This is a genomic window from Streptomyces sp. NPDC093598, from assembly GCF_044764825.1.
Classification (GTDB): Bacteria; Actinomycetota; Actinomycetes; order Streptomycetales; family Streptomycetaceae; genus Streptomyces.
On record NZ_JBIWIV010000006.1, the window covers coordinates 109,530 to 135,675 of the forward strand.

A 26,146-nucleotide genomic window follows, 5' to 3' on the forward strand; every position below is an offset into this window, starting at 1 on the left:
GGGTGTCAGGACCCCAGCACCGACGTCAGGAACTCTCCGACCCACGCCAGCAGTTCCCGCCCGACCAGCGGCTTGCCGCCCACCTTCGCGGTCTTCGGGCGCGGCACCAGCACCTGGTGCGTCGCCGGCTTGATGACGACCCCGGGGTACAGCCGCTTGACCCGCAGTTCCTGCGACTCGCGCAACTCCACCGGCGCGAACCGGATGTTGTTGCCCTGGAGCACGATCTCTCCGACGCCGCACGCGCGCGCGAACATCCGCAGGCCCGCGACGAGCAGCAGGTTCTCCACCGGCTCGGGCAGCTTGCCGTAGCGGTCGACGAGTTCCTCGCGGACCGCCTTGATGTCCTCCTCGGAGTTGGCGGAGGCGATGGCGCGGTACGCCTGGAGCCGGAGCCGCTCGCCCGGCGCGTAGTCGTGCGGGACGTGCGCGTCGACGGGCAGCTCGATCTTGACCTCGAGCGGCGGCTCCTCCTCGATCTCGCCGGTCTCCAGCTGGCGCCGGTAGTCGGCGACGGCCTCGCCGACCATCCGCACGTACAGGTCGAAGCCGACGCCCGCGATGTGTCCGGACTGCTCGCCGCCGAGGAGGTTGCCCGCGCCGCGGATCTCCAGGTCCTTCATGGCCACATACATGCCGGCGCCCATCTCCGTGTGCTGGGCGATGGTCGCGAGCCGCTCGTGCGCGGTCTCGGTCAGCGGCTTCTCCGGCGGGTAGAGGAAGTAGGCGTAACCGCGCTCGCGGCCACGGCCCACCCGGCCGCGCAGCTGGTGGAGCTGGCTGAGCCCGAAGTTGTCGCCGCGCTCCACGATCAGGGTGTTGGCGTTGGAGATGTCGATGCCGGACTCCACGATCGTCGTGGACACCAGCACGTCGAACTTCTTCTCCCAGAAGTCGACGACGACCTGCTCCAGCGCCGACTCCGACATCTGCCCGTGGGCGGTGGCGATGCGCGCCTCGGGGACGATCTCGCGCAGCCGGGCCGCGGCCCGGTCGATCGACTCGACGCGGTTGTGGATGTAGAAGACCTGGCCCTCGCGCAGCAGCTCACGGCGGATGGCGGCGCCGATCTGCTTCTCCTCGTAGGGGCCGACGAAGGTGAGCACCGGGTGGCGCTCCTCCGGCGGGGTGGTGATCGTGGACATCTCGCGGATGCCGGTGACCGCCATTTCCAGCGTCCTCGGGATCGGGGTCGCGGACATCGTCAGCACGTCGACGTTGGCGCGGAGCTTCTTCAACTGCTCCTTGTGCTCGACGCCGAAGCGCTGCTCCTCGTCGACGATGACCAGGCCCAGGTCCTTGAACTTGGTCTCGGACGAGAACAGCCGGTGCGTGCCGATCACGATGTCGACCGAGCCCTCGCGCAGGCCCTCCAGGGTCGCCTTGGCCTCGGTGTCGGTCTGGAAGCGGGACAGGGCCTTCACGCTCACCGGGAACTGCGCGTACCGCTCGCTGAACGTGCCGAAGTGCTGCTGCACCAGCAGGGTCGTGGGCACCAGGACGGCCACCTGCTTGCCGTCCTGGACGGCCTTGAAGGCGGCGCGGACCGCGATCTCGGTCTTGCCGTAGCCGACGTCGCCGCAGATCAGGCGGTCCATCGGGACCGTCTTCTCCATGTCCTCCTTGACCTCGGCGATGGTGGTGAGCTGGTCGGGCGTCTCCGCGTAGGGGAAGGCGTCCTCCAGCTCCCGCTGCCAGGGGGTGTCCGCGCCGAAGGCGTGCCCGGGGGCCGCCATGCGCGCGCTGTACAGCTTGATGAGGTCGGCCGCGATCTCCTTGACGGCCTTCTTCGCGCGGGCCTTCGTCTTCGTCCAGTCGGCGCCGCCGAGGCGGTGCAGGGTGGGGGCCTCGCCGCCGACGTACTTGGTGATCTGCTCCAGCTGGTCGGTGGGGATGTAGAGGCGGTCGCCGGGCTGGCCGCGCTTGGCGGGGGCGTACTCGACGACCAGGTACTCGCGGGTGGCGCCCTGCACGGTGCGCTGCACCATCTCGATGTAGCGGCCCACGCCGTGCTGCTCGTGGACGATGTAGTCGCCCGGCTCCAGGGTGAGCGGGTCGATGGTCTTGCGGCGGCGGGCCGGCATCCGGGCGCCCTCGCGGCCGGACGCCTTCTGACCCGACAGGTCCGTCTCGGTCAGGACGGCGATTCTGAGGGCCGCGTCGACGAAGCCGTGCTCGATCGAGCCGCACGCCACGTGCACGACGGACGGGGAGATCTCGGCGAGGTCGGAATCGAGGCGCGCCGCGATGCCCTCGCCGCCCAGCACCTCGACCGTACGGGCCGCGGGGCCGTGGCCCTCGGTGACGAACACCGCGCGCCAGCCGTCGGCGAGCCAGCCCTTGGTGTCGGCCAGGGCCTTGGCGGTGTCGCCGCGGTAGGTCTCAGGGGCGTGCATCCCCAGCTTGAGCGTGTCTTCGTCGAGCTCCTCGTCGGCGGCGAACGGCGACACCGACCACCACATCATGTCCAGCTCACGGGCCCGGTCCCGGACGTCCGCGATGGACCACAGGGAGGCCGCGCCCACGTCGATGGGCGCCTCGCCGCCACCGGCGGTGGCCGCCCAGGAGGCTTGCAGGAACTCCTGCGAGGTGGCGACCAGGTCCGACGCGCGCGTGCGGACCCGCTCCGGGTCGCACACCACGGCCATGGCGCCCTTGGGCAGCACGTCGAGCAGCAGCTCCATGTCGTCGACGAGGACCGGCGCGAGGGACTCCATGCCCTCGACGGCGATGCCCTCGGCGATCTTGCCGAGCAGTTCACCGAGCTCGGGGTGCTGTTCGGCCAGGGCACGCGCCCGCGTGCGCACGTCGTCGGTGAGCAGCAGCTCGCGGCACGGCGGCGCCCACAGGCCGTGCTCGGCGACTTCGAGGGAGCGCTGGTCGGCGACCTTGAAGTAGCGGATCTCCTCGACGTCGTCGCCCCAGAACTCGACGCGCAGGGGGTGCTCCTCGGTGGGCGGGAACACGTCGAGGATGCCGCCGCGCACGGCGAACTCGCCGCGCTTCTCGACGAGCTCCACGCGCGCGTAGGCGGCTGCCGCGAGGGCTTCGACGATCTCGTTGAGGTCCGTGGTCTGCCCGGTCCTCAGGGAGACCGGCTCCAGGTCGCCGAGGCCCTTGACCTGCGGCTGGAGCACGGACCGGACGGGCGCCACGACGACCGACACCGGGCCGGTCTCGGGGTCGTCGGGGCGGGGGTGGGCCAGGCGGCGCAGCACGGCCAGGCGGCGGCCGACGGTGTCGCTGCGGGGGCTGAGCCGCTCGTGCGGGAGCGTCTCCCAGGACGGGTACTCCACGACCCCCTCGGGCGGGAGCAGGGAGCGCAGGGCCGCGGCCAGGTCCTCCGCCTCGCGGCCCGTCGCCGTGACCGCCAGCACCGGGCGGCCCGTGTCACGGGCCAGGGCGGCGACCGCGAAGGGGCGGGCGGCCGGGGGGCCGACCAGGTCGACGTGCATGCGGTTGCCGTCGGCGGCCGCCCTGATCGCTTCCGCGAGGGCGGCGTCCTTGACTACGGCGTCGAGCAGACCGTGCAGGCTCATTGGGGCTTTTTCCGTCCAGAGGTGGGCAAGGCGACGGGCCCGACGCGCGCCGCGGGCCGGGGGGTCTCCAGCGTACGACGACGCACGCCCGCGCGGCGGGCCTGTGGATAACGCCCGTTCTCCACCGGGCCGGCTCCGGCGGCTCCGCCGCCCTGGGGTCACGCCCGGAACCCGCACCCCCTCCGCCGTGCGCGCCGTCGTGGGTGAGGCGGGCCCGGCGTGTGGCTCTTGAGCGGCGGACACCGGACCTGGGGGCCGAGGCGCCTGGGGCGAGGGACCCGAGCCGTGACCGGCCCGGCCGGGCAGCTGCCCACCCGGGTGCCGACCCGCGCCTGCCCACCCTGCTGCGACCGGCCCGGCGATCGACCGGCCCTGCGGCCGACCCGCCCGGCGATTGCCGCACCCCCTGCCAACGGCCCCCATGCCGGCGGCCCCGCTGCCGACCACCCCACCGCAGACATCGCCGCACCCCCTGGGAACCGCCGCAGATTCCGCCGGAGGCAGCCAATGGGCCCGCCCCGAGGTGTGAACCTCCGGGGCGGGCCCGTCCCCCGCAACCCCCGTGTGCGGTGGTTCCTGGGCGGCAGCGGCCGGCTACTCGGTCGCGATCGCGTTCAGTACGTTCATCCGGCCCGCCCGGAACGCCGGGATCAGGGCCGCGAACAGGCCCACGAACGCCGAGCTGATGAAGACGCCGATGATCGTCGGCCAGGGGATGTCCAGGACCATCAGACCCTCCAGGGCGAGCAGCTGCTGGGCCGTGGCGCCCCAGCCCATGCCCAGTCCGAGGCCGAGCAGGGCGCCGAAGAGGGCGATGACGACCGACTCCATGCGGATCATGCGGCGCAGCTGGCGGCGGGAGAGGCCGATCGCCCGCATCAGGCCGATCTCCCGGGTGCGCTCCACGACCGACAGGGCCAGGGTGTTCACCACGCCCAGGATGGCGACGATGATCGCCAGGGCCAGCAGGCCGTAGATCATGTTGAGCAGCTGGCCGATCTGGTCCTTCAGGGCGTCCTTGTAGTCGGTCTGGTCGCGCACGGTGTACTGCGGGTAGTCGTGCAGGGCCGACTTCAGGGACTTGTAGGCGGCGTCCTGCTGCCCGTCCTTGGCGCTGGCGAAGACCAGCGAGTCCAGCGGCATCTTGTCGGCCGGGACGTACTTGGCCATCGTCGCGATGGACGTGTACATCGCGCCCGCGTCGATCACGACGTCGCTGCTGGTGATCGCCCGGACCGTCAGGTCGGCCGCGGAGCCGTCCTTGAAGGCCACCTTGATCTTGGAGCCGAGGCTGATGCCGTGGTCCTTGGCGAACTTCTCGTGGACCGACATCGAGTCGGGCTTGTAGGCGTCGGGGAGCTTGCCGGCGACCGTCTCGGTGCGCAGGTCGGTCGCGTACGACGGGTCGGCCGCCGTGATCGCCGTGTCCTTGAGCGTCTTGCCGTCGGGGGTGGTGAAGTCGGCCTTGGTCCACTTGTACTCGGTCACCCGTGCCAGGTCCGGCGACGACTTCACGGCCTTGACCGCCTGCGGGGTGACCAGTTGGCCGCTGTCGGACTGGATGATGAAGTCCGTGCCGACGGTCTTGTCGAGCTGGTCGGTGGCGGACGCCACCATGGAGGAGCCGACCACGGACAGGCACGCCACCAGGGCGAGGCCGATCATCAGGGCGGCGCCGGTCGCACCGGTGCGGCGCGGGTTGCGCAGGGCGTTGCGCTCGGCCATGCGGCCGACGGGACCGAACATGCGGAGCAGGACGGCGCCCAGGACGCGGACCACCGCCCCGGCGAGCAGCGGGCCGATGACGACGAAGCCGATGAGCGACAGCACCACGCCGAGGCCGAGCCAGAGCGAGCCCTCCGTGGCCTTGTCGGCCGCCGAGGCCAGGTACAGGGCGAAGACGCCCGCACCGGTGAGGACCGTGCCGATCGCGGCGCGGATCCAGCCGGCCTTGGCGTCGGCGGGGGCTCCCGCGTCGCGCAGTGCGGCCATCGGGGAGATCTTGCCGGCGCGCCGGGCGGGCAGGTAGGCGGCCAGCACGGTGACGATCACGCCGAGGACGAGGCCGACCACCGGGGTCGTCCAGGCCACCGTGAGGTCGTCGGTGGACAGTTCCATGCCCATCTGGCCCATGAGCTTCATCAGGCCGACGGCGAGGCCGACGCCCGCGCCGACGCCGAGCACCGAGCCGACGACGCCGAGGAGCAGCGCTTCGGCCAGCACGGAGCGGTTGACCTGCTTGCGGGAGGAGCCGATGGCCCGCATCAGGCCGATCTCCCGGGTGCGCTGGGCGACCAGCATGGAGAAGGTGTTGATGATCAGGAAGATGCCGACGAGGAAGGCGATCCCGGCGAAGCCGAGCATCGCGTACTTCATGACGTTCATGAAGCCCTCGACGTCCTTCTGGTTGGCGTCGGCGGTCTCCTTGGCCGTCTGCACCTGGAATGCGCCGCCGAGTTCGGCCGTGACGTTCTTCTTCAGCTGCGCGTCGCTGACGCCGGCGGCCGCGGTGACGTTGACGTTGGTGTAGACGTCGCTCTCGCCGACCAGGGCCTGCTGGGCGGTCTGGGTGTCGAGGTAGAAGATCGCGGCGCCGGGGTTGGTGACGGTGAAGTCGGCGATGCCGGAGATCTTCGCCTTGTGGGTGCCGACCGCGGTGATCACGCCGATCTCGTCGCCGAGCTTCAGATCGTGCTTGTCGGCGGTGTCGGCGTCGACCATGATCTGGTCGGCGCTCTCGGGAGCCGCACCGGAGGTGATCTTCATGGTGCGGGCCTCGTTGGCGTTCCAGCTGCCGACGACGGTCGGGGCGCCGCTGGAGGGCGACAGGCTGTCCTTGTCGGCGTCGACGACGGTCACCGAGGTGGAGAACACCGCGCCCTCGGCGGACTTCACGCCCTGTGCCTTGCGGACCTCGCCCAGCACGGAGGCCGGCATGACCGGCGGCTTGCCGTTGTCCGCGGTCGTCTCACCGCTGTCGGAGGCGCCCTTGGCGCTCACCGTCACGTCGGAGGAGGTGGCCGCGAAGAGCTTGTCGAAGGTGGTGGACATGGTGTCCGTGAAGACGAGCGTGCCGCAGACGAAAGCGACCGACAGCAGGACGGCGATCGCGGAGAGCGCCATCCGCCCCTTGTGCGCGAGGAAGTTGCGCATCGAGGTCTTCATGACGGTCATGACGTACGCCCCCGGGCGTCGAAGTCCTTCATGCGGTCGAGGACGGCCTCCGCGGTGGGCTTGAACATCTCGTCGACGATGCGGCCGTCGGCGAGGTACAGCACGCGGTCCGCGTAACTGGCGGCCACCGGGTCGTGGGTGACCATCACGATGGTCTGGCCCAGCTCGTCGACGGACCGGCGCAGGAAGCCGAGGACCTCGGCGCCGGCGCGGGAGTCGAGGTTTCCGGTCGGCTCGTCCCCGAAGATGATCTCGGGCCGGGCCGCCAGCGCCCGCGCCACGGCGACACGCTGCTGCTGGCCGCCGGAGAGCTGGGTGGGCCGGTGCTTGAGCCGGTCGGCGAGCCCGACCGTCTCCACGACCCGCGTCAGCCACTCCTTGTCGGGCTTGCGGCCCGCGATGTCCATGGGCAGCGTGATGTTCTCTATCGCGTTCAGCGTCGGCAGCAGGTTGAACGCCTGGAAGATGAACCCGATCCGGTCCCGGCGCAGCCGCGTGAGCTTCTTGTCCTTCAGACCGGTGATCTCGGTCTCGTCGAGGTAGATCTGGCCGCTCGTCACGGTGTCGAGCCCGGCCAGGCAGTGCATGAGGGTGGACTTGCCGGACCCCGAGGGGCCCATGATCGCGGTGAACTGGCCGCGTGCGATGTCCACGTCGACGTGATCGAGGGCGACGACACGGGTCTCACCGGATCCGTACGCCTTCACGACCTGCCGCGCCCGCGCGGCAACGGCCGTACGCCCTCCAGTACCCCCGTGCCTGGGAATGGTCACAGCCGATGTCACGGTAAGTCTCCTATATCGGTCAGCAGATGGTGAAGGCGGTCGCCTGGTCGACAGCCGCTGTACGGCTTGCCGGACCACGCGATCCGTCCGACGCGTCTCAGTCTCGCGGCGGGGAGGGTCCTGCGCCCTGGTGTTCAGCGCAGTCTTTTGCTGTGGAAAACCCCACCCCCGCCGGTGTGGGAACCGCCCCCCGGCGGCGTAAAGCCAGGTTAAGGAGAGGCCCCTCCCCGTCTCGTCCTCCGCCGGTACGAACCCTCCCCAGGTCGTAGTACGGAGGTACCCCTAGGGGCAGTCCACCGAAGGGTGGAGACCGTCTCAGGGTTCGCTCCACCCGTCGGCCCACTCAGGCTCCACCCTCCCGCGACGTCAGGGTCAAGTGGGAAGCTGTCCGGCGACAGATAGGTGCAAGGGACAGACACAGTGACGGGACCCTCGGCGAGGGGGTGGCCGGGGCGAAGGGGAGGAACCCGGGGTGGGCGGCACCAGTTCCGCGGCACGCGAGGCCGCACGTCCCGCAACGGCCGGCCGGCGCGGAGCCGTCGTCGCGGCGCTGATGCTCTCCATGGCGCTGGCGGCCCTCGACGCCACCATCGTCTCGACCGCCGTCCCGCAGATCGTCGGGGACCTCGGCGGCTTCTCCGTCTTCTCCTGGCTGTTCTCCGGCTATCTGCTGGCCGTGACCGTCACCCTGCCCGTGTACGGCAAGCTCTCCGACACCTTCGGCCGCAAACCGGTGCTCATAGCGGGCTCGGTGATCTTCCTCCTCGGGTCCCTGCTGTGCGCGCTGGCCTGGAACATGGGGGCGCTCATCGCCTTCCGCGTCGTGCAGGGCCTGGGCGGTGGCGCGCTCCAGGGCACGGTGCAGACGCTCGCCGCCGACCTGTACCCGCTGAAGGACCGCCCCAGGATCCAGTCGAAGCTGTCCACCGTGTGGGCGGTGTCCGCGGTCGCCGGCCCCGGTCTCGGCGGGATGCTGGCCGCGTACGCGGACTGGCGCTGGATCTTCCTGATCAACCTGCCGATCGGCGCGGTCGCGCTGTGGCTGATCGTCCGTCACCTCCACGAGCCGGAGCGGGAAGCCACTGCGCACGCGCGCGTGGACTGGGCGGGCGCGCTCGCGGTGTTCGCCTGCGGCGGGGTCCTGCTCACGGCCCTGGTGCAGGGCGGGGTGGCATGGCCGTGGCTGTCGGTACCGTCACTGGCCCTGTTCGCCGCGGGACTTGCCCTCGTCGCGGTCGTGGTGCTGGTGGAGCGCCGGGCTGCGGAGCCGATCATCCCGGGCTGGGTGTGGCGGCGCCGCACGATCGCCGCGGTCAATCTGGCCCTGGGCGCGCTGGGCCTGCTGATGGTCGCGCCGTCGGTCTTCCTGCCCGCCTACGCCCAGTCGGTGCTGGGTCTCGCGCCCGTGGCCGCCGGATTCGTGCTGTCGGTATGGACGTTGAGCTGGCCGGTGTCGGCGGCGCTGAGCCAGCACGTGTACCGCAGGATCGGCTTCCGCAACACGGCGATGCTCGGCATCGGCACGGCCGCCCTGATCCTCTTCGCGTTCCCCTTCCTGCCCTACCCCGGGCAGGCGTGGCAGCCGACGCTGCTGATGCTGCTGCTCGGCGCCGCGCTGGGCCTGTTCCAGTTGCCGCTCATCGTCGGTGTGCAGTCGACGGTGGGATGGGCGGAGCGCGGTACGACGACCGCGTCCGTGCTGTTCTGCCGCCAGAGCGGCCAGACGATCGGCGCGGCGGTTTTCGGCGCGGTCGCCAACGGGGTGCTGGCCGCGCGGCTCGGCGGGGGCGACCTGGACTCGGTGACGCGGGCGCTCGACTCGGGCACCGCGCCGGAGGCCACCCGGCGGGCGATCGCCGACGCCGTGCACGCGGTGTATCTCGGCGCGGCGGGGGCGGCGGCACTGGCGTTCCTGGTGCTGCTGTTCCTGGCGCCCCGGAAATTCCCGGTGCTCCAGGACTGAGCGTCCGTATCCTCCCGCCCATGGTGACTCTGGAACTCCTCCGGGCGGATCACGCGGACGCGCTGCTGGCCTTCGAGCGGGAGAACCGGGCGTACTTCGCGCGCACGGTGCCGGACCGCGGAGACGCCTACTTCACGGCGGCGGGGTTCGCCGCACGCCACCGGGCGCTCCTCGACGAGCAGCACGCGCGCGTGTGCCACTTCCATGTAGTCCTCGGGGAGGACGGCGACCTGATCGGCCGGGTGAACCTCGTCGATGTGACGGACGGCAGCGCCGAACTCGGCTACCGCATCGGCGAACACGCCGCCGGCCGGGGCGTGGCGACGGCAGCCGTCGCGGAAGTGTGCCGGCTGGCTGCCGCCGACTACGGCCTGACGTCCCTCACCGCGGTCACGACCCTGGACAACCCCGCCTCCATGAGGGTCCTGGCGCGCAGCGGCTTCACGTGGGTGGAGAACACGACGGTGGACGGACGGCCGGGCGTCCGCTACGAGCGACGGCACCTCGCAAAAATCTGAGTTAACGCGGGTAACGCCCGAGGTCGGGAAGGTAAGCGCATACCGACCGACCAGTTTGCGGAAACCCTCGCGCCGGACCCCTACTCCGAAGTAGCGTGCGTGGCTCCCACCCCCCACCTCCCTGCGGTCCGCCGCACCGGATCCCACCCTCGCAAGGAGCACCGGGATGTCCTACGACCCGTCCCCGTCCCACCCGTACCGACCACCCGATTCGTCCCCGTCCTACGACACGTACACGTACGACACCTACCCCTGGGCACCACAGCAGGCGCCCGAACCGGCCGGACGGCGTCCCCAGCGCCACGCCGCGCTCGGACACCACAGCGACCTGCGGCTCCTGCGCAGCGCCTACCGCTGGCAGCGGCGCGTGGCCACGCTCACGGCGCTCGGCTACTTCGTCCTGTTCCTGATCCTGTCGGCGTTCGCGCCGTCGTTCATGACGAGCAGCGTCACCGACGGCCTGCCCACCGGCCTGCTGCTCGCGCTCATCCAGGTCCCCGTGACGTGGCTGGCGATCGCCCTGTACGAGCAGACGGCCCGCCGCCGCGTCGACCCGATCGCGGACCGGATACGCAAGCAGGCCGAGCTGGACGCGAAGCGGGAGGGTGCCCGGTGACCACCGAGTTCAGCGGCAACGCCCAGGCGATGTCCCTGGTCGGCTTCTCCGCCGTCGCCACGATCACACTGCTGCTGTGCGTGATGACGGGACCGGACCGGGACGACCTGGACGAGTTCTACACCGGCTACAGCTCCCTGTCCCCCATGCGCAACGGCCTGGCCATCGCCGGCGACTACATCTCCGCCGCGACCGTCCTGGGCACCGGCGGCGTCATCGCGCTGTTCGGCTACGACGGAATCGTGCTGGCGCTGAGCACGGCCCTGTCGCTGATGCTGCTGATGTTCCTGCTGGCCGAACCGCTGCGCAACGCGGGCCGGTTCACCATGGGCGACGCGCTGACCCGCCGGATGCCGGGGCGCGCTGTCCGTATCGCGGCCTGCGCGGTCACCCTGGCGGCGCTGGTGCCGCTGATGCTGGTCCAGTTGGCGGGCACCGGGCAGCTGATGGCGTTCATCCTCGGCTTCTCCGGCGAGTCGCTGCAGACGGGCTGCATCATCGGCGTGGGCGCGCTGATGATCAGCTACGCGGCGATCGGCGGGATGAAGGGCACCGCCCTCATCCAGATCCTGAAGATCGTGATGCTGCTCGGCTCCGGCATGGTGGTCTCGGTGCTGATCCTGAACCGGTTCGACTGGGACCCGGGAGCCCTCTTCGACGCGGCCGCGGCGAACAGCGGTGTCGGCTCGGCGTTCCTCTCCTCGGGACTCCAGTTCGCGGGCGGCCCCAGCCCCGACCTGGACATGATCACCGCGCAACTGACGGTAGTGCTCGGCGGTGGCGTCCTGCCGCACGTCACCATGCGCATGTACACCGCCTCCAGCGCCCGGCAGGTGCGGCGTTCGATGTCCTGGGCGGTGTCGGGCGTGGCCCTGTTCGTGCTGGTCATCACGGTCGTCGGCTTCGGCGCGACCGCGCTGGTCGGGCGGGAGCTGATCGCGCAGGTCGACCCGCAGGGCAACACGGCGTATCTGCTGGGCTCTCAGGCTGCGTTCGGGGCGGACGTGTCGTCGGCGGAGACGTTCCTGTTCACGACCGTCACCACGGCGGTCTTCCTCACGCTGCTCGCCTCCGTCGCCGGCATGATCCTGGCCTGCGCCAACTCCCTCGCGCACGACGTGTTCGCGGCCCGCGTGCAGGAGATGTCGCCGCGCCGCGAGATGACCGTGGCCCGGCTGTCGGCGCTGGCCGTGGGCATTCCCGCGATACTCCTGGCCACCCAGGTCCAGCACCGCAGCCTGCAGCCGCTGGTGACGCTGTCCTTCTGCCTGGGCGCCTCGGCCATCGCACCCGCGCTGGTCTACAGCCTGTTCTGGCGCCGCTTCACGCGAACGGGCCTGCTCAGCACGCTCATCGGCGGCTCACTGGCCGTGCTGCTGCTGATGCCCGGCACCAATCTGGTCTCCGGCTCGCCCGTCTCGGCCTTCCCCGAGGCCGACTTCAACTGGTTCCCGTTCACCACCACGGGCCTGCTCTCCATACCCCTGGGCTTCGCCTGCGGCTGGCTGGGCACGGTGGCCTCCGGCCGCAGCAAGTCGGAGGAGCAACGCCACCAGTACGAGGCGGTGGAGGGCTGGATCCTGGCAGGCGCGGTACGCAGGGACCAGTGACCCGGAGTTCGGGACGGCACGGCAGCCGAGGGCGGCTTGCCGTGCCGCCGGGCGGGCGGGGCGGCGGCAGACACGTCAGGCCGACTGACCGACTGGCTGGCTGGCTGTGGCACGAGCGGGTCCGGGGACTGACTCGGGCAGAAGTACGGCCGGCGGGGCCGACGGCGTCACTCCGCCGCCGCCTGCCCCGCCCAGTCCGTCAGGCTGGCGTGGACGCGGTCGATGTGGGCCAGGGCATCCTCTCGCTGCTCGGCGTGTTCGCGGAGCAGCCGGTTGGTCTCCGCCTCCACGCTCTCGGCGTGTTCCCGCGCCCGGGCCACCAGTTCCGCCGCACGGGCCTGGGCCTCTTCCTCCAGGTCGCAGGCGGTGTCCTCGGCGTCGGCGAAGGCCTGCTCGGCATCGGACAGCACTTCCTCGGCACGCGTCTGCGCCTCCGTGTGGTGCGCGTCCAGCACCGCCAGCCGGGCGCCCTCCTCCCGCTCCGTCTCCGCCCACCGCTCGGCGCGTTCCTTGTCCTGCTCGGCCAGCATCGCGGAGGTCCGCTGCCTCATCTCCCGCAACGCGTCCCCTGCCTCGCCCCGCCGCTCCTGCGCCTCGCGCCGGGCCTCGCCCCGGATCTCGTCGGCCTCGGCGCGGGCCGCGAGCAGCCGCTGCCGGGCGCGTTCGTCCGCGTCGGCGCGTACCGCATCGGCGTGCGCCTGCGCGGACTCGCGCACGCCGGCCGCGGACGCCCGCGCCCCGTCCACGAGTTGCCGCGCCTCCCGCCGCGCCCCCTCCCGCAGGGCCTCGGCCTCCTCCTCGCCGAGTTCGAGGAGCCGCCGCGCCCGTTCCCCGAGCGTCTCGTAGGTCTGCGGGGCCAGCCGCGCCACGGCCTCGCGCAGGAGCTCCAGTTCCTCGTCCATCCGCCGGGCGAGCACCGTCAGCCGGGCAGCCCTCTCCCAGGCCGCGTCCCGATCCGCGGAGAGGGCCTCGGCGTACTCGTCGACCTGCTCGGGACGGTAGCCGCGCCCCCGCACGGCCGTGAAGCCGTGCGGTGACACCGTCGCGCTGCTCATCCGGACCCCTCTCCACCACACAAGACGTCAAGTCGCGCCAGAAATGGGATGATTCAGCGCACATCTTGGTGGATCAGACGGAAGTGTTCATAACGCGACACTCCGCACAGCGGTCACGGGCCCTCGACCTGGCCGTACGGCCGTCAGCCCCACGTGGTGCCCGCGGGCTCCTGGATGGTCGTGTTGATGCGGTTGAACATGTTGGTGACCGCGATGGTCAGGATGAGCGCGGAGAGTTCCTTCTCGTCGAAGTGGTCGGCCACCTCGTCCCACAGCACGTCCGGCACCGACTCCCCCGAGAGGTCGGACAGCCGCGTCATCGCCTCCGTCAGCTTCAGCGCGGCGCGCTCGGCGTCCGAGAAGAAGGGCGCGTGCCGCCAGGCGGCGACGGCCGCGATGCGCTCCTCGCTCGCTCCGGCCTTGCGGAGGTTGTCGACGTGCCCGTGCACACAGGCCCCGCAGCCGTTGATCTGGCTGGCGCGCAGCCCGGCGATCTCCGCGACGTCCTGCGCCAGGCCGCCCTCCCCGATCGCCTGGAAGAGGGTGCCGATGCCCTTCATCGCGCCGGAAAGGACATACGCCGGGTTCGTCATCCGTGCCTGCATGATCTCTGCCTCCTGTGTCGGCGGTGCGTCACTGTCACCGCACTGACGGAGCGGCGGCAGGAGATGTGACAGCCCGGCCCGGATTTCTTTTCGGCCCGGGCACGAAGAAGCCGGGCCCGGTCTGCGAGCGACCGAACCCGGCTCCTTGCGGCACGTCAGCGGCGAGGCGTCACAGCAGTCCGTCCCACATCTGCTCCAGCAGCACCGACCACCAGCTCTCCGGCGACCCCAGCGCCGCCGGGTCGAGCGCGGCCAACTGGGCCTGGAAGTCGACGGTCCAGCGGCCCGCCTGCTCCTGGTTCAGCCCGAACCGCAGCCGCCACATCCGCCCGAGCAGCGCCAGGCAGCGCGCGAACTCCGGCAGCCCGGTGTTCACGAACTGCGGCGGCACGGGCGCCCCGCCGGGCCCGGCCTCCACCGGTACGGCGACGATGTTCGCCGTGCCGTACTGCACGCAGATCGCCTTGCCGAAGTCGCTGCCCATCACCAGGTAGGAACCCGCGTCCGAGGCCGGCTGCACACCGCGCTCGGCCGCCAGCTCCGCCAGCGTCGGAACGGGCCGCCCCGGCTGCGCCTGCGCCCAGAAGAACGGGCCCATGTCCATCGGCAGTCCGGCCGCCACCAGCGTGTGCGCCACCAACGGCGGCACACCCTGCCGCGACACGGCGGCCTGCTCGAACCGGAACACCCCCGGCCCGAACGCGGCCCCCAGCTCCTGCCCGATGGCCTCCGGCGGGATCGGCGGCGCCGCATGCACCGGCGGCAGCGGAGCGCGCACCGGAGCCGGACGCGCCGGGCCGTCCGCGACCTGGTGCAACTCGCCCTGGTGGGCCAGCAGCTGCTGCATACCCTGCTGCCGGCTCGCGTGGTCCGTGCCGTACGGCGCGATGCTCGTGATCCGCGCCTGCGGCCACTGCTCCCGGATCATCCGGGCGCAGTACGCGCCCGGCAGCTCGCACGACTCCAGCTCGGTGTGCAGCTCCAGCACCTGGTCCGGGGGCACGTTCATGGCCCGCAGCTCGTGGAAGATCTGCCACTCCGGGTGCGGCGTACCCGGCGCCGAACGCCGGATCAGCTGCTGCTCTGAACCGTCCTGCGCGCGGTAGCGCAGCACGGCCTGGTAGCCGGGTCCGACCGTCGGCTGCCCAGTGGGCTGCTGCGGATAGCCGTACGCCGGCGGCTGCCCGGGGACGGGCTGACCGGGCGGCGGCATCGCACCCGGGGGCATGCCACCCGGCGGCATCCCACCCGGCGGCATGCCACCCGGCACCGCGCCATGCGGCAGGGGCGGGTGCGCACCGGGCACGCCAGGGGCGCCCGGCGCGGCGGGAGGTGCGCCGGGGGCCTGCGGCGGCGGAGGCACGCCGGGGCCACCCGGCGGAGGCCCGGCCAGCACGGTCTCCGCGTGATGCACGGGACCCGGGCCGCCAGGAGCACCCGGGGCACCGGGCGCGCCAGGGGCACCGGGCGGCTGCGGCGCGCCGGGCACATGCGGAGCACCCGGCGGCTGCGGCGGACCGGGCGGATGGTGAGCGCCAGGCGCTCCCGGAGGCCCCGGCGGCTGCGGGGGCTGAGGCGCACCCGGGCCCATCCGGCCGGGGTCGGCAAGCATCGTCGCGGCATGGTGGACACCGCCCGGAGGCGTACCACCAGGGGCGCCCGGGGGCTGCGGCGCACCAGGCGGGCCGGGTGGCTGCGGCGCGCCGGGCGCATGCGGGGCAGGGGCACCCGGAGGCTGCTGCGGAGGCAGCGGCGCACCCGGACCCTGCGCAGACCCGGCCCCCGCAGGGCCCCCGGCACCGCCGGGGCCACCGGGCCCCTCGGAACCCGGCCCTCCCGTGCCGCCCGGCCCCTCAGGACCAAGCGCCGACACAAACTGCGTAGGCACGTAGCCGCCCGCCGGAGTCCCCGGAGCTCCGGGCCCCGACGGCGGGGGCGTGCTGCCCGGCCGCGTGCCCGGCGCACCCGGGGCGCCCGGCGGGGGCGGCGTGGTCGGACCCGCATTCCGCCCACGGCCCGGCGGCGGAGCCGCCTTGCTGGTCGCGGCGTCGGCGATGTCCCCGGCGTTCGGCGCGAGCGGCCGCTCCGGCACACCCGGGCCGGCCGGCGGCTGCGGCACACCTACAGGACCGGCGGGACCGCCACCCGTTCCCTGCGGATAGCCGTACGGCCGGCCGCCCGGCACAGGCGGAGGCGTGCTGCCCTGCGGCACCCCGCCGGGCGGCGTCCCCGGCACGCCGGGCGCGGTGGCCGGCCCCGAGGGGTAGCCGTACCCCGGGCCGCCCGCGGGACCGGAGCCCGGGGCGTCCGGACCGTCCACCGCCGGCGTCACCGCCGTCGGCGGAAGCCGACTGCCGCCCGACATCAGGGCCGTCTTGGCGTCGGGCGTCGTCGACGGCGGCGTGTCACCGTCGGCCTCGCTCAGCGGCGGCGCGAAGACCGTCGCGGGCAGCGGCACGGAACGGTCGTCACCCGCATCGCCGTTGGTGTCCGTACCGGCCCAGGGCGTCGCCCCCGCGGGCACACCCGGCGCGGCGGAAGCACCGGAGTCGGTGGCCGAGACGTCGCCCGTCTCCGGGTCACTCCCCCCGGCGGCCGGCCAGGCCGCACCACTCCCCGGCGCGACGGGCGCCCCCTGCGCGGGAGTCGCCACGCCCCCGGCCGAGGCACCGGAAGCAGAACCGGAAGCGGGACCACCAGCAGTCGCGGAACCAACACCGGACGCGGAACCACCAGCAGATGCCGGACCATCGGCAGCAGCCGCAGAAGCCGAACCCGCCTCACCGGCCCCCGCACCCCGCCGATCCGGAATCCCCAGCTTGTCCGCCGCATCCTGCAACCACTCCGGCGGAGTCAGCAGGAACGACGTCTGATTCAGATCCACCCGCGCGGCAGGCGCCGCCGGTGCCGGCTCGTCCACCGCGTCCGGACGGCCGTACTCCTCCTCGTACCGGCGGATCACCTCACCCACCGGCAGCCCCGGCCACAACGTCGCCTCGCCGCTGTCCCGCGCGATCACCAGCCGCTGCGCGCCGCCGTCCGACCGCGGCCCGTCCGCCCGGTCCTCGGCCCACACCACGAACCCGAGGTCGAACTCCCGCACCCGCACCTCACGATGCTGGTACGACGGCAGGTCCCCGTTGATCCACTCTTCCGCGCGCTCCTGCGCCTGCGCGAAGGTCACCATCGCTGACGTCACTCCCCCACGGCCGAGGACGACACCGCGCCCACCGGCACCACACGCGCGAACCCGCCGTCCACCATCAGATTCGCCACCGTCTCCAACTCCGGCGGATCGCCCGCCAGCCGCGACAGGAAGACGTCGAAGTCGTCCCCGCACGGCAGCAACAACCGCTCCACCCGCTCCGCCGGCGGCACCGAGGGATCCACGTCCCGCGCGTCGTCGTACGCGCAGAACCACACCGAACCGATCCGCTCGCCCTTCACCTTCACGGCGAGCAACCCGCCCTGGACGAAGGAGATCCCCAGATAGTCCTTGGTCAGATGGTCACGCAGACACTTGTTCACGTACACGAGGTCATTGACCGCCGCCTCGTCGCGCACCGTGAAGAACGGCTGGTCCACCAGCAGCCCCAGCTCCGCGTCCAGCGCGGCACCCACCGGCGCACAACCACCCGCCGCCTTCAAAAACGACCGGTACGCACCCGGCAACCGGTAGCCGAGGTCCTCCTCCACGCCCTGCACCTGCGACTCGGTCACCGCGACACCCGACTTCGGCAGACCGAAGTGCGCCGGACGCGTCTCCTGAAGCGGCCGCGTGCCCCGCTTGGAGTGGTCCACGCCCGAAGTCGCCACGCCCCCGTGATGCCGCAGCAGCGCCTTCACCTCGACCGGGACCAGCTCCAGCCGCCGCGTGCCCACCACGTGGTGCCACGTCCAGCCGTGCGGCGTCGCCACCGCCGGCACCGTGTCCCACAGCTCGTGCCCGGACGCCGACAACGCCGTGTTCGCCGACACGTAGTCCGTCAGCCGCAACTCGTCGACACCGAAGCCCTCAGGCGGCTCCGCGATCTCCGCGGCCGCACGCGCGTAGGCCGAGAAGTCGGGGTAACCACGCTCGTCGACCCGTACCCCTCTCGGGTGACGGGCCGCCCGGACCGGATCCGGGAAATGCACGACCTGCCCGGAGTAGGCCGCGTTCGGCGGCGCGGCTTGCTGCCCGAGCCGACCTGTCGTCATGGCGGTTGCCCCCTGCGGCACTCTGTACGACCCGTATTGACCACCCTTGGCGCACTACGACCCGTATCGACTGTCACGTCTTCTGTCTCGACTTCTCTGCACTTCACCGCACGCGCCGACCCTCACGGATCCCCCTCCGGTTCACGGCATCGATCTCCGAACGGATCACCGCATCGCCCGCGGTGCCGACAGCCTATGCGGTACGACGACACCGGTCACCGGCACCGGCCGGCACCCCCTCCGCTTCCGTGACCAGCCGTCACCCCACCGTGACGGCACCCCCCGCTCCGGGCGTGTCGCCACGCCCCAGCTTCCGCAGCAGCCACGGCATTTGGCAGTCTGTGACCCCCGGGGGGATGCACGGAGGGGAAGACGATCATGAACGCGACGCAGACGGGACCACACACCGGCAGGTCCGCCGACCCACGAAACGGCGACCCCCGAGGCGGCACCCGCGACACCGGCCCCCTGGCCGGCGACCCGCGAAACGGCGACCCGCGGACCGGCGACCCCCGCATCGGCTGGAGCGCCACCGAAACGACCCACACCCCCACCCTCCTCCACCGCCGCGACGGCATCCTCCCCACCATCGCCGCCGCCCTCTCCGTCCGCGGCACCACCCTCACCGGCACCGCCGCCCGCGGCGACACACCCCCCGCCCTGCACCCCCTCGTCCAGGACTTCCTGGACACCCTCACCAGCGCCCAACGCGACCGCTTCACCGGCCGCTGCGCCGAAACCATCCTCATCTCCCGCCACATCGCCGCCGCCGACACCGCCCGCAGCAAACGCGCCGCCCGCAAACCCATGACCAACGGCGAGGCCCGCAAAGCCCTCAAGCAGGCCAAACTCACCGCCCGACGCATCCGCGAGGACGGCGACCCCCTCCACGGCAGCTTCGCCACCCCCTGCCGCGCCTGCACCGCGCTCAGCGCCCACTTCGGCGTCCGCATAGTCGACCCGCAGTCATAGCCGACCCGAAGTCCCCGAACAGCTGACGCCACACCCCCACCCCACCGCACCGACCACCCCGGCGCGCCCCGCACACCACCCATGACCTCGACGAGACGAAGGGCAGATGCACACCGACCGCACCTCCACCACCCGCTTCGCCGTACCCGTCGACGCCGCCCTGCGCGCCGCCGGCTGGCAACCCGGACGCTGGGACATCAAACAAGCCGAGATCTGGGCCGACGCACTGCGCGACCACACCTCCCCCGCAGGCCACCGCCACACCGTCTTCCCCGCCGCCGTCGAGGCCTGGGCCGAATTCGGCGGACTCCACATCACCCCCACCGGCCCCGGCCGCCAGGTCGCCCCCGCCCACCTCCACCTCGACCCGCTGCACGGCCTCCACATGGCCCGCACCCTCGGCGACCTCGGCCGCGCCCTCGGCACCGACGTCTGCCCCCTCGGCGCCGAAACCGACAGCCAGGCCCTCCTCGCCATCGACACCGACGGCCGCGTCTACGCCCTCGACCACACCGGCGACTGGTACCTCGGCCCCGACATCGACCAGGCCCTCGCCACCCTCGTCGCCGGCACCGAACCCGTACGCCTCACCACAGGCTGACCACGAACCCCACCCCGCAGCGGGCTACGACGCCGGAATCACCGCCGACACCCGGAAACCCCCCGCATCCGTCGGCCCGGACACGAACACCCCACCCAGCGCCGACACCCGCTCCTTCATCCCCACCAGCCCGTTCCCCCCGGACGGCAACCGCGCCGACGACGCCGCCTCCTCAGGCGGCTCGTTCTCCACCTGCATCGCGATCTCCGACACCCGGTGCGCCAACCGCACATACGTCTTCGCCCCGGCCGCATGCTTGTGGACGTTCGTCAACGCCTCCTGCACCACCCGATACGCCGTCTGCTCCACCGCGGGCGCATACGACCGGACATCCCCCTCCACCGACAGCGCCACCACCATCCCCGCGGCAGCCGACTGCCCCACCAACTCCTCGATCTCCGCCAGAGACGGCCCCTCGTCATCCGCCGCCCGCGAAGCCGCCGCAGCAGCGGCCACCCCCACCGCCACCAACGGCACCGACGCCGCACGCTCACGCCGCCCGTCCCCACCGCTGCGCAGCACCCCGAGCATCTCCCGCAACTCCGTCAGCGCCTGCCGCCCCATGTCCCCCACCAAAGCGGCATTCCTGACAGCCTTCTCCGGATCCTTGCGGGCCACCGCCTGCAACGCAGCGGCATGCACCACCATCAGACTCACCCGATGCGCGACGACATCGTGCATCTCCCGCGCGATCCGCGTCCGCTCCTCGCTCCGGGCCCACTCGGCCCGCTCCTCCGCCCGCTCCGCGAGCAACTGAAGCTCCCGCTCCAGACTGTCCGCCCGCTCCCGCAGGCTCTCCATCAGCCGCCGCCGCGCCCCCACATACAGACCGAGCAGCACCGGAGGCGCCGTGAAGCCCAGCGACATCGTGATCGCCGCGAAGGGCACGAACCAGTCCCCTATGTCCAGGTCCCCCCGGGACATGTCCTGCCGCGTCTTCACGAACGTCACGATCAGCGTCCCCACCAGCGACATCCCCGCCAGCGAGGCGATGATCCGCCGGGGCATCTCGGCCGCGGCCAGCGTGTACAGGCCGACGACGCCCATGAGGAAGCCCATCTCGGCGGGCGTGATGGCGATCGAGACCAGCACCACGGCGATCGGCCACCGCCGCCGCACCACCAGCACGGAACCGGCCAGCAGCCCGAAGACGACCCCCGCCGCCACCGGGATCCCGGCCTCCCTCGCGAACGGCATCCCCTCCAGCGCGCACTCCAGCGCGGACACCACGGCCAGACTCACATCGAACACGGCACTACGCCGCCTGGCCCACCACCACGGCCCTCCCCGGGCCGTCACATGGTCTTCCCCCGTCGCGGTCATGCCTCCCAGCCTACGGGCGGCCCCCGCCGGTTTTCCGGTGAGTTTCCCGGACTGGCCTACACCACACTGGGTGACCGTTCGGCTGCGAAACCACCCGATATCCCTCGAACTGCTGAATCGCTCACCGTTCGATCCCGGAACCCGCCATTCCGCCCGGACGGTATGCGTATGACACATGCACCTGGCAAGTACGCGGACTTCGAGGGGCTGCGGGAGAGGGCGGTGGCGCTGCGCCGACAGGGGCTCAGCCGACGCCAGATCCGCGACCGACGCTCCGGCTCCAGGGCTGGACGTACGACCAGATCGAGGTCGAGCTGGGATGCTCGAAGAGTTCGATCTCCCTATGGGTGCGAGACCTGCCGAAGCCGGAGCGCAAGCGAACCCCCGAGGAGGCGTCAGCGATCGCGAGGCGCGGCTGGGAAGCCACCATGCGCCTACGGGACGAAGAGCGGCAGCAGACCAAGGCGGCGGCCGAGAAGGCGGTCGGCGTGCTGTCGCCGCGCGAGCTGTTCCTCCTGGGCGTCGGCCTCTACTGGGCGGAGGGCGGCAAGGACAAGCCGTACGACCGCCGCGAGAACGTCTGCTTCGTCAACAGCGACCCGGGGGTGATCGAGGTGTTCCTGGCCTGGCTGGACCTGCTGGGCGTGGAGCGGGACCGACTCCGGTTCACCGTGATGATCCACGAGTCGGCCGACGTGGCGGGCGCCGAGAGCTACTGGGCCGACCTCGTCGACGCCCCCGAGACCGCCTTCTACAAGACGACTTTGAAGAAGCACAACCCGAAGACCCGCCGCAAGAACATCGGCGATTCCTATCGGGGTTGCCTGGTCATCAAAGTCCTGAAGGGTGCCGATCTGTACCGTCGCATCGAAGGCTCCTGGTGCGGCATAGTGGAGTCCGCACGCAAGGCCGATCAACAGAATCGGGCATAGCGCGCATTCCATCCCGGATCGTCTAAGGGTAGGACAAACGGTTTTGGTCCGTTGAATGAGGGTTCGAATCCTTCTCCGGGAGCTCACAACAGACACCAGCTCGGTTCGGGTCCTGACTGGCAACCTCAGTCAGGGCCCGCACCCATGCCCCCCACAAAACCCCCCGGTATCCTGCGGATGTCACCCCACCCCATCCACAGCCGAAGGGCATCCCGTGAGCGCCAACCGCCCGGCAGCCGTCGTCGTTCTCGCAGCGGGTGAGGGCACCCGTATGAAGTCGGCCACACCCAAGGTCCTGCACGAGCTCTGCGGCCGCAGCCTCGTCGGCCATGTGCTCGCCGCCGCAGGCGAGCTGAACCCCGAGCACCTGGTCGTCGTGGTCGGCCACGCCCGTGAGAAGGTCACCGCCCATCTCGGCGAGATCGCCCCGGACGTCCGCACCGCCGTACAGGCGGAGCAGAACGGCACCGGGCACGCCGTGCGGATGGGCCTGGAGGAGCTCGGCGGGTCCGTCGATGGGACCGTCGTGGTCGTGTGCGGGGACACTCCGCTGCTGACCGGCGCCACCCTGCGGGCCCTCGCCGAAACGCATTCCGCCGACGGCAACGCGGTCACCGTGCTGACCGCCGAGGTGCCGGACGCGACGGGGTACGGGCGGATCGTCCGGGACGACGCCACCGGAGCCGTCACCGCCATCGTCGAGCACAAGGACGCCACCGACGCCCAGCGGTCGATCCGTGAGATCAACTCGGGCGTGTTCGCGTTCGACGGTCCGTTGCTGGCGGACGCGCTGAAGAAGGTGCGGACGGACAACAGCCAGGGCGAGGAGTACCTGACCGATGTGCTCGGGATCCTGCGGGAGGCCGGGCACCGGGTCGGGGCGTCCGTGGCCGGGGACCATCGCGAGATCGCCGGGATCAACAACCGTGTGCAGCTGTCGGAGGCCCGCCGGATCCTGAACGACCGGCTGCTGACCGAGGCGATGCTCGGCGGTGTGACCGTCGTCGATCCGGCGACGACCTGGATCGACGTCACCGTCACGTTCGAGCAGGACGCCGTCGTCCACCCGGGCACGCAGTTGCACGGCACGACGCATCTGGCGGAGGGTTCCGAGGTCGGGCCCAACTGCCGGCTGACCGACACCCGCGTGGGTGCGCGTGCGCGGGTCGACAACACCGTGGCCGCGGGCGCGGAGGTCGGGGCGGACGCGACCGTGGGGCCGTACGCCTATCTGCGTCCGGGGACGCGGCTGGGTGCGAAGGGCAAGATCGGGACGTACGTCGAGACGAAGAACGCGTCGATCGGTGACGGGACGAAGGTGCCTCACCTCTCCTACGTGGGTGACGCGACGATCGGGGACCAGACCAACATCGGTGCCGCGAGCGTGTTCGTGAACTACGACGGGCAGGAGAAGCACCACACGACCATCGGTTCGCACTGCCGGACGGGCTCGGACAACATGTTTGTGGCGCCTGTCACGGTGGGGGACGGTGCGTACACCGCTGCGGGGTCCGTGATCACGAAGGATGTGCCGCCGGGTTCGCTGGCCGTGGCCCGTGGTCAGCAGCGGAATATCGAGGGTTGGGTGGCTCGGAAGCGTCCGGGGAGCGCGGCCGCGAAGGCGGCGGAGGCGGCCTCCCGGGAGTCGGCCGGCGAGGGCTGACCGGAAACCGATGCCTGAAACACGGCGTACGGTGATAAGTGCACACCCGCACCCCCACCAGCTGAGACGGCCTCCGGCAAGCCGGCTGCGAGGTCTCTCGACACCCAGCTGCGACACCTCTGAGGAGACAGTGCTGTGACCGGGATCAAGACGACCGGCGAGAAGAAGTTGATGTTCTTCTCCGGCCGCGCCCACCCCGAGCTTGCGGAGGAGGTCGCCCAACAGCTGGGTGTCGGGGTTGTCCCGACGAAGGCCTTCGACTTCGCCAACGGTGAGATCTATGTGCGTTATCAGGAGTCGGCGCGTGGTGCCGACTGTTTCCTGATCCAGAGCCACACGGCTCCGATCAACAAGTGGATCATGGAGCAGTTGATCATGATCGACGCGCTGAAGCGTGCGTCGGCCCGCTCCATCACGGTCATCGTGCCGTTCTACGGTTACGCGCGGCAGGACAAGAAGCACCGTGGACGTGAACCGATCTCGGCGCGTCTGATCGCGGACATGATGAAGACCGCGGGTGCGGACCGGATCCTGACCGTGGATCTGCACACGGACCAGATCCAGGGCTTCTTCGACGGTCCGGTGGACCACCTGTTCGCGCTGCCGCTGCTGGCGGACTACGTGGGCCGGAAGGTGGACCGGGAGAAGCTGACGGTCGTGTCGCCGGACGCGGGCCGGGTGCGGGTGGCGGACCGCTGGTGCGACCGGCTGGGTGCGCCGCTGGCGATCGTGCACAAGCGGCGTGACAAGGACGTCGCGAACCAGGTCACCGTCCACGAGGTCGTGGGTGAGGTGAAGGGTCGCGTGTGTGTCCTGGTGGACGACATGATCGACACGGGTGGGACGATCTGTGCCGCGGCTGACGCGTTGTTCGCGCACGGCGCGGAGGACGTGATCGTGACGGCGACGCACGGTGTGCTGTCGGGCCCCGCGAGCGACCGCCTGAAGAACTCTCGGGTGAGTGAGTTCGTGTTCACGAACACGCTGCCGACGCCGGGTGAGCTGAGCGGTGACATGGACAAGATCTCGGTGCTGTCGATCGCGCCGACGATCGCGAGGGCGGTGCGTGAGGTGTTCGAGGACGGTTCGGTGACGAGCCTGTTCGACGAGCAGTAGAGATCGTTTTGGGCGTGGCCTCCCTCGCCGAGTAGACTGTTTCAGTTGCTCGGCGAGGGAGGCCGTTCCCGTTTTGGGGATGCGGTTGTCCGTTATCGACGCGCTCTTCGTAGCAGGCCGTTCGTGGCCGGGTGACCACGTCCGTTCTGATTTCGAGGAGTGACTATGTCCGAGGTGAAGATCTCCGCCGCGACGCGCACCGAGTTCGGCAAGGGTGCCGCGCGCCGTATCCGTCGTGAAGACAAGGTTCCGGGTGTTCTGTACGGGCACGGTTCGGACCCGGTGCACCTGACCCTGCCGGGTCACGACCTGCTGATGGCGCTGCGTACGCCGAACGTGCTGATCGCGCTGGACATCGACGGCAAGACGAACGAGCTGGCGATTCCGAAGTCGGTGCAGCGTGACCCGCTGAAGGGTTTCCTGGAGCACGTGGACCTGCAGCTGGTCAAGCGGGGCGAGCAGGTCAACGTCGAGATCTACGTCCACACCGAGGGTGAGCTGGCCCCGGGCGGCAACCTGCTGGAGCACGTGCTGAACGCGCTGCCGGTCGAGGCCGAGGCCACGCACATCCCGGAGTCCGTGACCGTCTCCGTCGAGGGTCTGACGGCCGGTGACTCCATCCTCGCCAAGGACATCCCGCTGCCGAAGGGCACGACGCTGGCCGTCGAGGGTGACACCGTCGTCCTTCAGGTCCTGGCCGCGCAGGCCGAGGAGGCCCCGGAGGGCGAGGAGGCCGCTGAGGGAGAGGCCGCCGAGGCCTGATCCTCTTCGTCGTCGTTTCGTCGGCCGCTGTTCCCGTGCGGGGCAGCGGCCGACGCGTATGAAGGAGACATGGACGTGACGACCGATGCCGCCGCTCCCTGGCTGATCGTGGGGCTGGGCAATCCGGGGCCGGAGTACGCGGGCAACCGGCACAACGTGGGTTTCATGGTGGCCGATCTGCTGGCGGACCGGGTCGGGGGCAGGTTCAAGCGGGCCGGGCGGGCGCAGGCGCAGGTCGTGGAGGGCCGGATCGGGCCGCCGGGGCCGTTGAACCGGCGGGTGGTTCTGGCGAAGCCGATGTCGTACATGAATCTGTCGGGCGGGCCGGTGAACGCGCTGCGGGATTTCTACAAGGTGCCGGTGGCTCATGTGGTGGCGATTCATGACGAGTTGGACATCGACTACGGGGTGTTGCGGCTGAAGCTCGGTGGGGGCGACAACGGGCACAACGGGTTGAAGTCGATGACGAAGGCGTTCGGGTCGGACTATCACCGGGTGCGGTTCGGGATCGGGCGGCCGCCGGGGCGGATGCCGGTGGCGGATTTCGTGCTGAAGGACTTTTCGTCGGCGGAGCGCAAGGAGTTGGACTACTTCGTGGACCGGGCGGCGGACGCGGTGGAGTCTTTGGTGATCGAGGGGCTGGAGCGGGCGCAAAGCACGTACAACTCCTGACTTGTCACGCGGCGAGGTTGACGGGCCGTTCAGGCATGGC

General features: G+C 71.2%; 18 protein-coding genes, 1 tRNA gene and 1 pseudogene. 12 read left to right on the top strand and 8 right to left on the bottom strand.

Annotation, left to right across the window (positions count from 1 at the left end; all coding sequences use genetic code 11):
- Positions 1-5 precede the first annotated feature (5 nt).
- From mfd to ACIRDU_RS20530, 3 genes are all read right to left on the bottom strand, one after another.
- On the bottom strand, positions 6-3,539 hold the full coding sequence (mfd, locus tag ACIRDU_RS20520) for a transcription-repair coupling factor (RefSeq protein ID WP_403581411.1): 3,534 nt from the start codon (positions 3,537-3,539) through the stop codon (positions 6-8).
- A 594-nt stretch (positions 3,540-4,133) separates the two neighbouring features.
- Complete coding sequence (locus ACIRDU_RS20525) at positions 4,134-6,713, bottom strand: ABC transporter permease (protein WP_403581413.1); 2,580 nt, start codon at positions 6,711-6,713, stop codon at positions 4,134-4,136.
- Positions 6,710-7,498: an ABC transporter ATP-binding protein gene (locus ACIRDU_RS20530; protein WP_403581415.1), complete on the bottom strand. Its 789-nt coding sequence runs from the start codon at positions 7,496-7,498 to the stop codon at positions 6,710-6,712. Before ACIRDU_RS20530 ends, ACIRDU_RS20525 begins: the two co-directional genes overlap by 4 nt.
- Before the next feature lie 472 nt (positions 7,499-7,970).
- On the opposite strand from ACIRDU_RS20530, the gene ACIRDU_RS20535 reads away from it, so the two are divergent.
- The 4 genes from ACIRDU_RS20535 (at position 7,971) to ACIRDU_RS20550 (ending at position 12,205) form a co-directional block, all read left to right on the top strand.
- Positions 7,971-9,461 carry an MFS transporter gene (locus ACIRDU_RS20535; RefSeq protein WP_403581417.1) on the top strand — a complete coding sequence of 497 codons (1,491 nt, stop codon included), beginning with the start codon at positions 7,971-7,973 and terminating at the stop codon, positions 9,459-9,461.
- Between the two features lie 20 nt (positions 9,462-9,481).
- Positions 9,482-9,979 carry a GNAT family N-acetyltransferase gene (locus ACIRDU_RS20540; RefSeq protein ID WP_403581418.1) on the top strand — a complete coding sequence of 166 codons (498 nt, stop codon included), beginning with the start codon at positions 9,482-9,484 and terminating at the stop codon, positions 9,977-9,979.
- 166 nt (positions 9,980-10,145) lie between these two features.
- Positions 10,146-10,595: a DUF485 domain-containing protein gene (locus tag ACIRDU_RS20545; protein ID WP_403581420.1), complete on the top strand. Its 450-nt coding sequence runs from the start codon at positions 10,146-10,148 to the stop codon at positions 10,593-10,595.
- Positions 10,592-12,205 carry a cation acetate symporter gene (locus tag ACIRDU_RS20550; protein WP_403581422.1) on the top strand — a complete coding sequence of 538 codons (1,614 nt, stop codon included), beginning with the start codon at positions 10,592-10,594 and terminating at the stop codon, positions 12,203-12,205. The genes ACIRDU_RS20545 and ACIRDU_RS20550 overlap by 4 nt, the downstream gene beginning before the upstream one ends.
- A 167-nt stretch (positions 12,206-12,372) precedes the next feature.
- Here the strand turns inward: ACIRDU_RS20550 and ACIRDU_RS20555 are convergent, their stop codons facing one another.
- The 4 genes from ACIRDU_RS20555 to ACIRDU_RS20570 form a co-directional block, all read right to left on the bottom strand.
- On the bottom strand, positions 12,373-13,260 hold the full coding sequence (locus ACIRDU_RS20555) for a cellulose-binding protein (RefSeq protein ID WP_403581423.1): 888 nt from the start codon (positions 13,258-13,260) through the stop codon (positions 12,373-12,375).
- A 143-nt stretch (positions 13,261-13,403) separates the two neighbouring features.
- Complete coding sequence (locus ACIRDU_RS20560) at positions 13,404-13,865, bottom strand: carboxymuconolactone decarboxylase family protein (protein WP_403581425.1); 462 nt, start codon at positions 13,863-13,865, stop codon at positions 13,404-13,406.
- A gap of 169 nt (positions 13,866-14,034) precedes the next feature.
- Entirely contained in the window at positions 14,035-17,052 is a 3,018-nt protein-coding gene (locus ACIRDU_RS20565) for an SUKH-4 family immunity protein (RefSeq protein WP_403581427.1), read from the bottom strand.
- A gap of 8 nt (positions 17,053-17,060) precedes the next feature.
- On the bottom strand, positions 17,061-18,065 hold the full coding sequence (locus ACIRDU_RS20570) for an SMI1/KNR4 family protein (RefSeq protein ID WP_403581428.1): 1,005 nt from the start codon (positions 18,063-18,065) through the stop codon (positions 17,061-17,063).
- A 378-nt stretch (positions 18,066-18,443) separates the two neighbouring features.
- Here ACIRDU_RS20570 and ACIRDU_RS20575 point away from each other — a divergent pair, with 378 nt between their 5' ends.
- Both ACIRDU_RS20575 and ACIRDU_RS20580 read left to right on the top strand, forming a co-directional pair.
- Positions 18,444-19,037 carry a YwqJ-related putative deaminase gene (locus ACIRDU_RS20575; RefSeq protein WP_403581430.1) on the top strand — a complete coding sequence of 198 codons (594 nt, stop codon included), beginning with the start codon at positions 18,444-18,446 and terminating at the stop codon, positions 19,035-19,037.
- Positions 19,038-19,143: 106 nt separating this feature from the next.
- Complete coding sequence (locus ACIRDU_RS20580) at positions 19,144-19,638, top strand: SUKH-3 domain-containing protein (protein WP_403581431.1); 495 nt, start codon at positions 19,144-19,146, stop codon at positions 19,636-19,638.
- A gap of 24 nt (positions 19,639-19,662) precedes the next feature.
- Here ACIRDU_RS20580 and ACIRDU_RS20585 read toward each other — a convergent pair whose 3' ends face one another.
- Positions 19,663-20,961 (bottom strand): sensor histidine kinase, encoded by a 1,299-nt coding sequence (locus ACIRDU_RS20585; RefSeq protein ID WP_403581433.1) that lies wholly within the window; start codon positions 20,959-20,961, stop codon positions 19,663-19,665.
- 168 nt (positions 20,962-21,129) lie between these two features.
- Here ACIRDU_RS20585 and ACIRDU_RS20590 point away from each other — a divergent pair.
- The 6 genes and pseudogenes from ACIRDU_RS20590 to pth all read left to right on the top strand — a co-directional run bounded on the left by ACIRDU_RS20590 (position 21,130) and on the right by pth (position 26,106).
- Positions 21,130-21,893, top strand: a pseudogene (locus tag ACIRDU_RS20590) (hypothetical protein).
- 11 nt (positions 21,894-21,904) lie between these two features.
- Positions 21,905-21,975 (top strand) — tRNA-Gln (locus tag ACIRDU_RS20595).
- A 132-nt stretch (positions 21,976-22,107) separates the two neighbouring features.
- Positions 22,108-23,556, top strand: a complete 1,449-nt coding sequence (gene glmU, locus ACIRDU_RS20600; RefSeq protein WP_403581435.1) for a bifunctional UDP-N-acetylglucosamine diphosphorylase/glucosamine-1-phosphate N-acetyltransferase GlmU — start codon at positions 22,108-22,110, stop codon at positions 23,554-23,556.
- Between the two features lie 135 nt (positions 23,557-23,691).
- Entirely contained in the window at positions 23,692-24,672 is a 981-nt protein-coding gene (locus tag ACIRDU_RS20605; protein ID WP_356658491.1) for a ribose-phosphate diphosphokinase, read from the top strand.
- A 165-nt stretch (positions 24,673-24,837) separates the two neighbouring features.
- Positions 24,838-25,434: a 50S ribosomal protein L25/general stress protein Ctc gene (locus ACIRDU_RS20610; protein WP_403581437.1), complete on the top strand. Its 597-nt coding sequence runs from the start codon at positions 24,838-24,840 to the stop codon at positions 25,432-25,434.
- Between the two features lie 69 nt (positions 25,435-25,503).
- The gene (gene pth / locus ACIRDU_RS20615; protein WP_403581438.1) at positions 25,504-26,106 is read left to right on the top strand and encodes an aminoacyl-tRNA hydrolase; all 603 of its coding nucleotides are present in this window, start codon (positions 25,504-25,506) and stop codon (positions 26,104-26,106) included.
- Positions 26,107-26,146 lie beyond the last annotated feature (40 nt).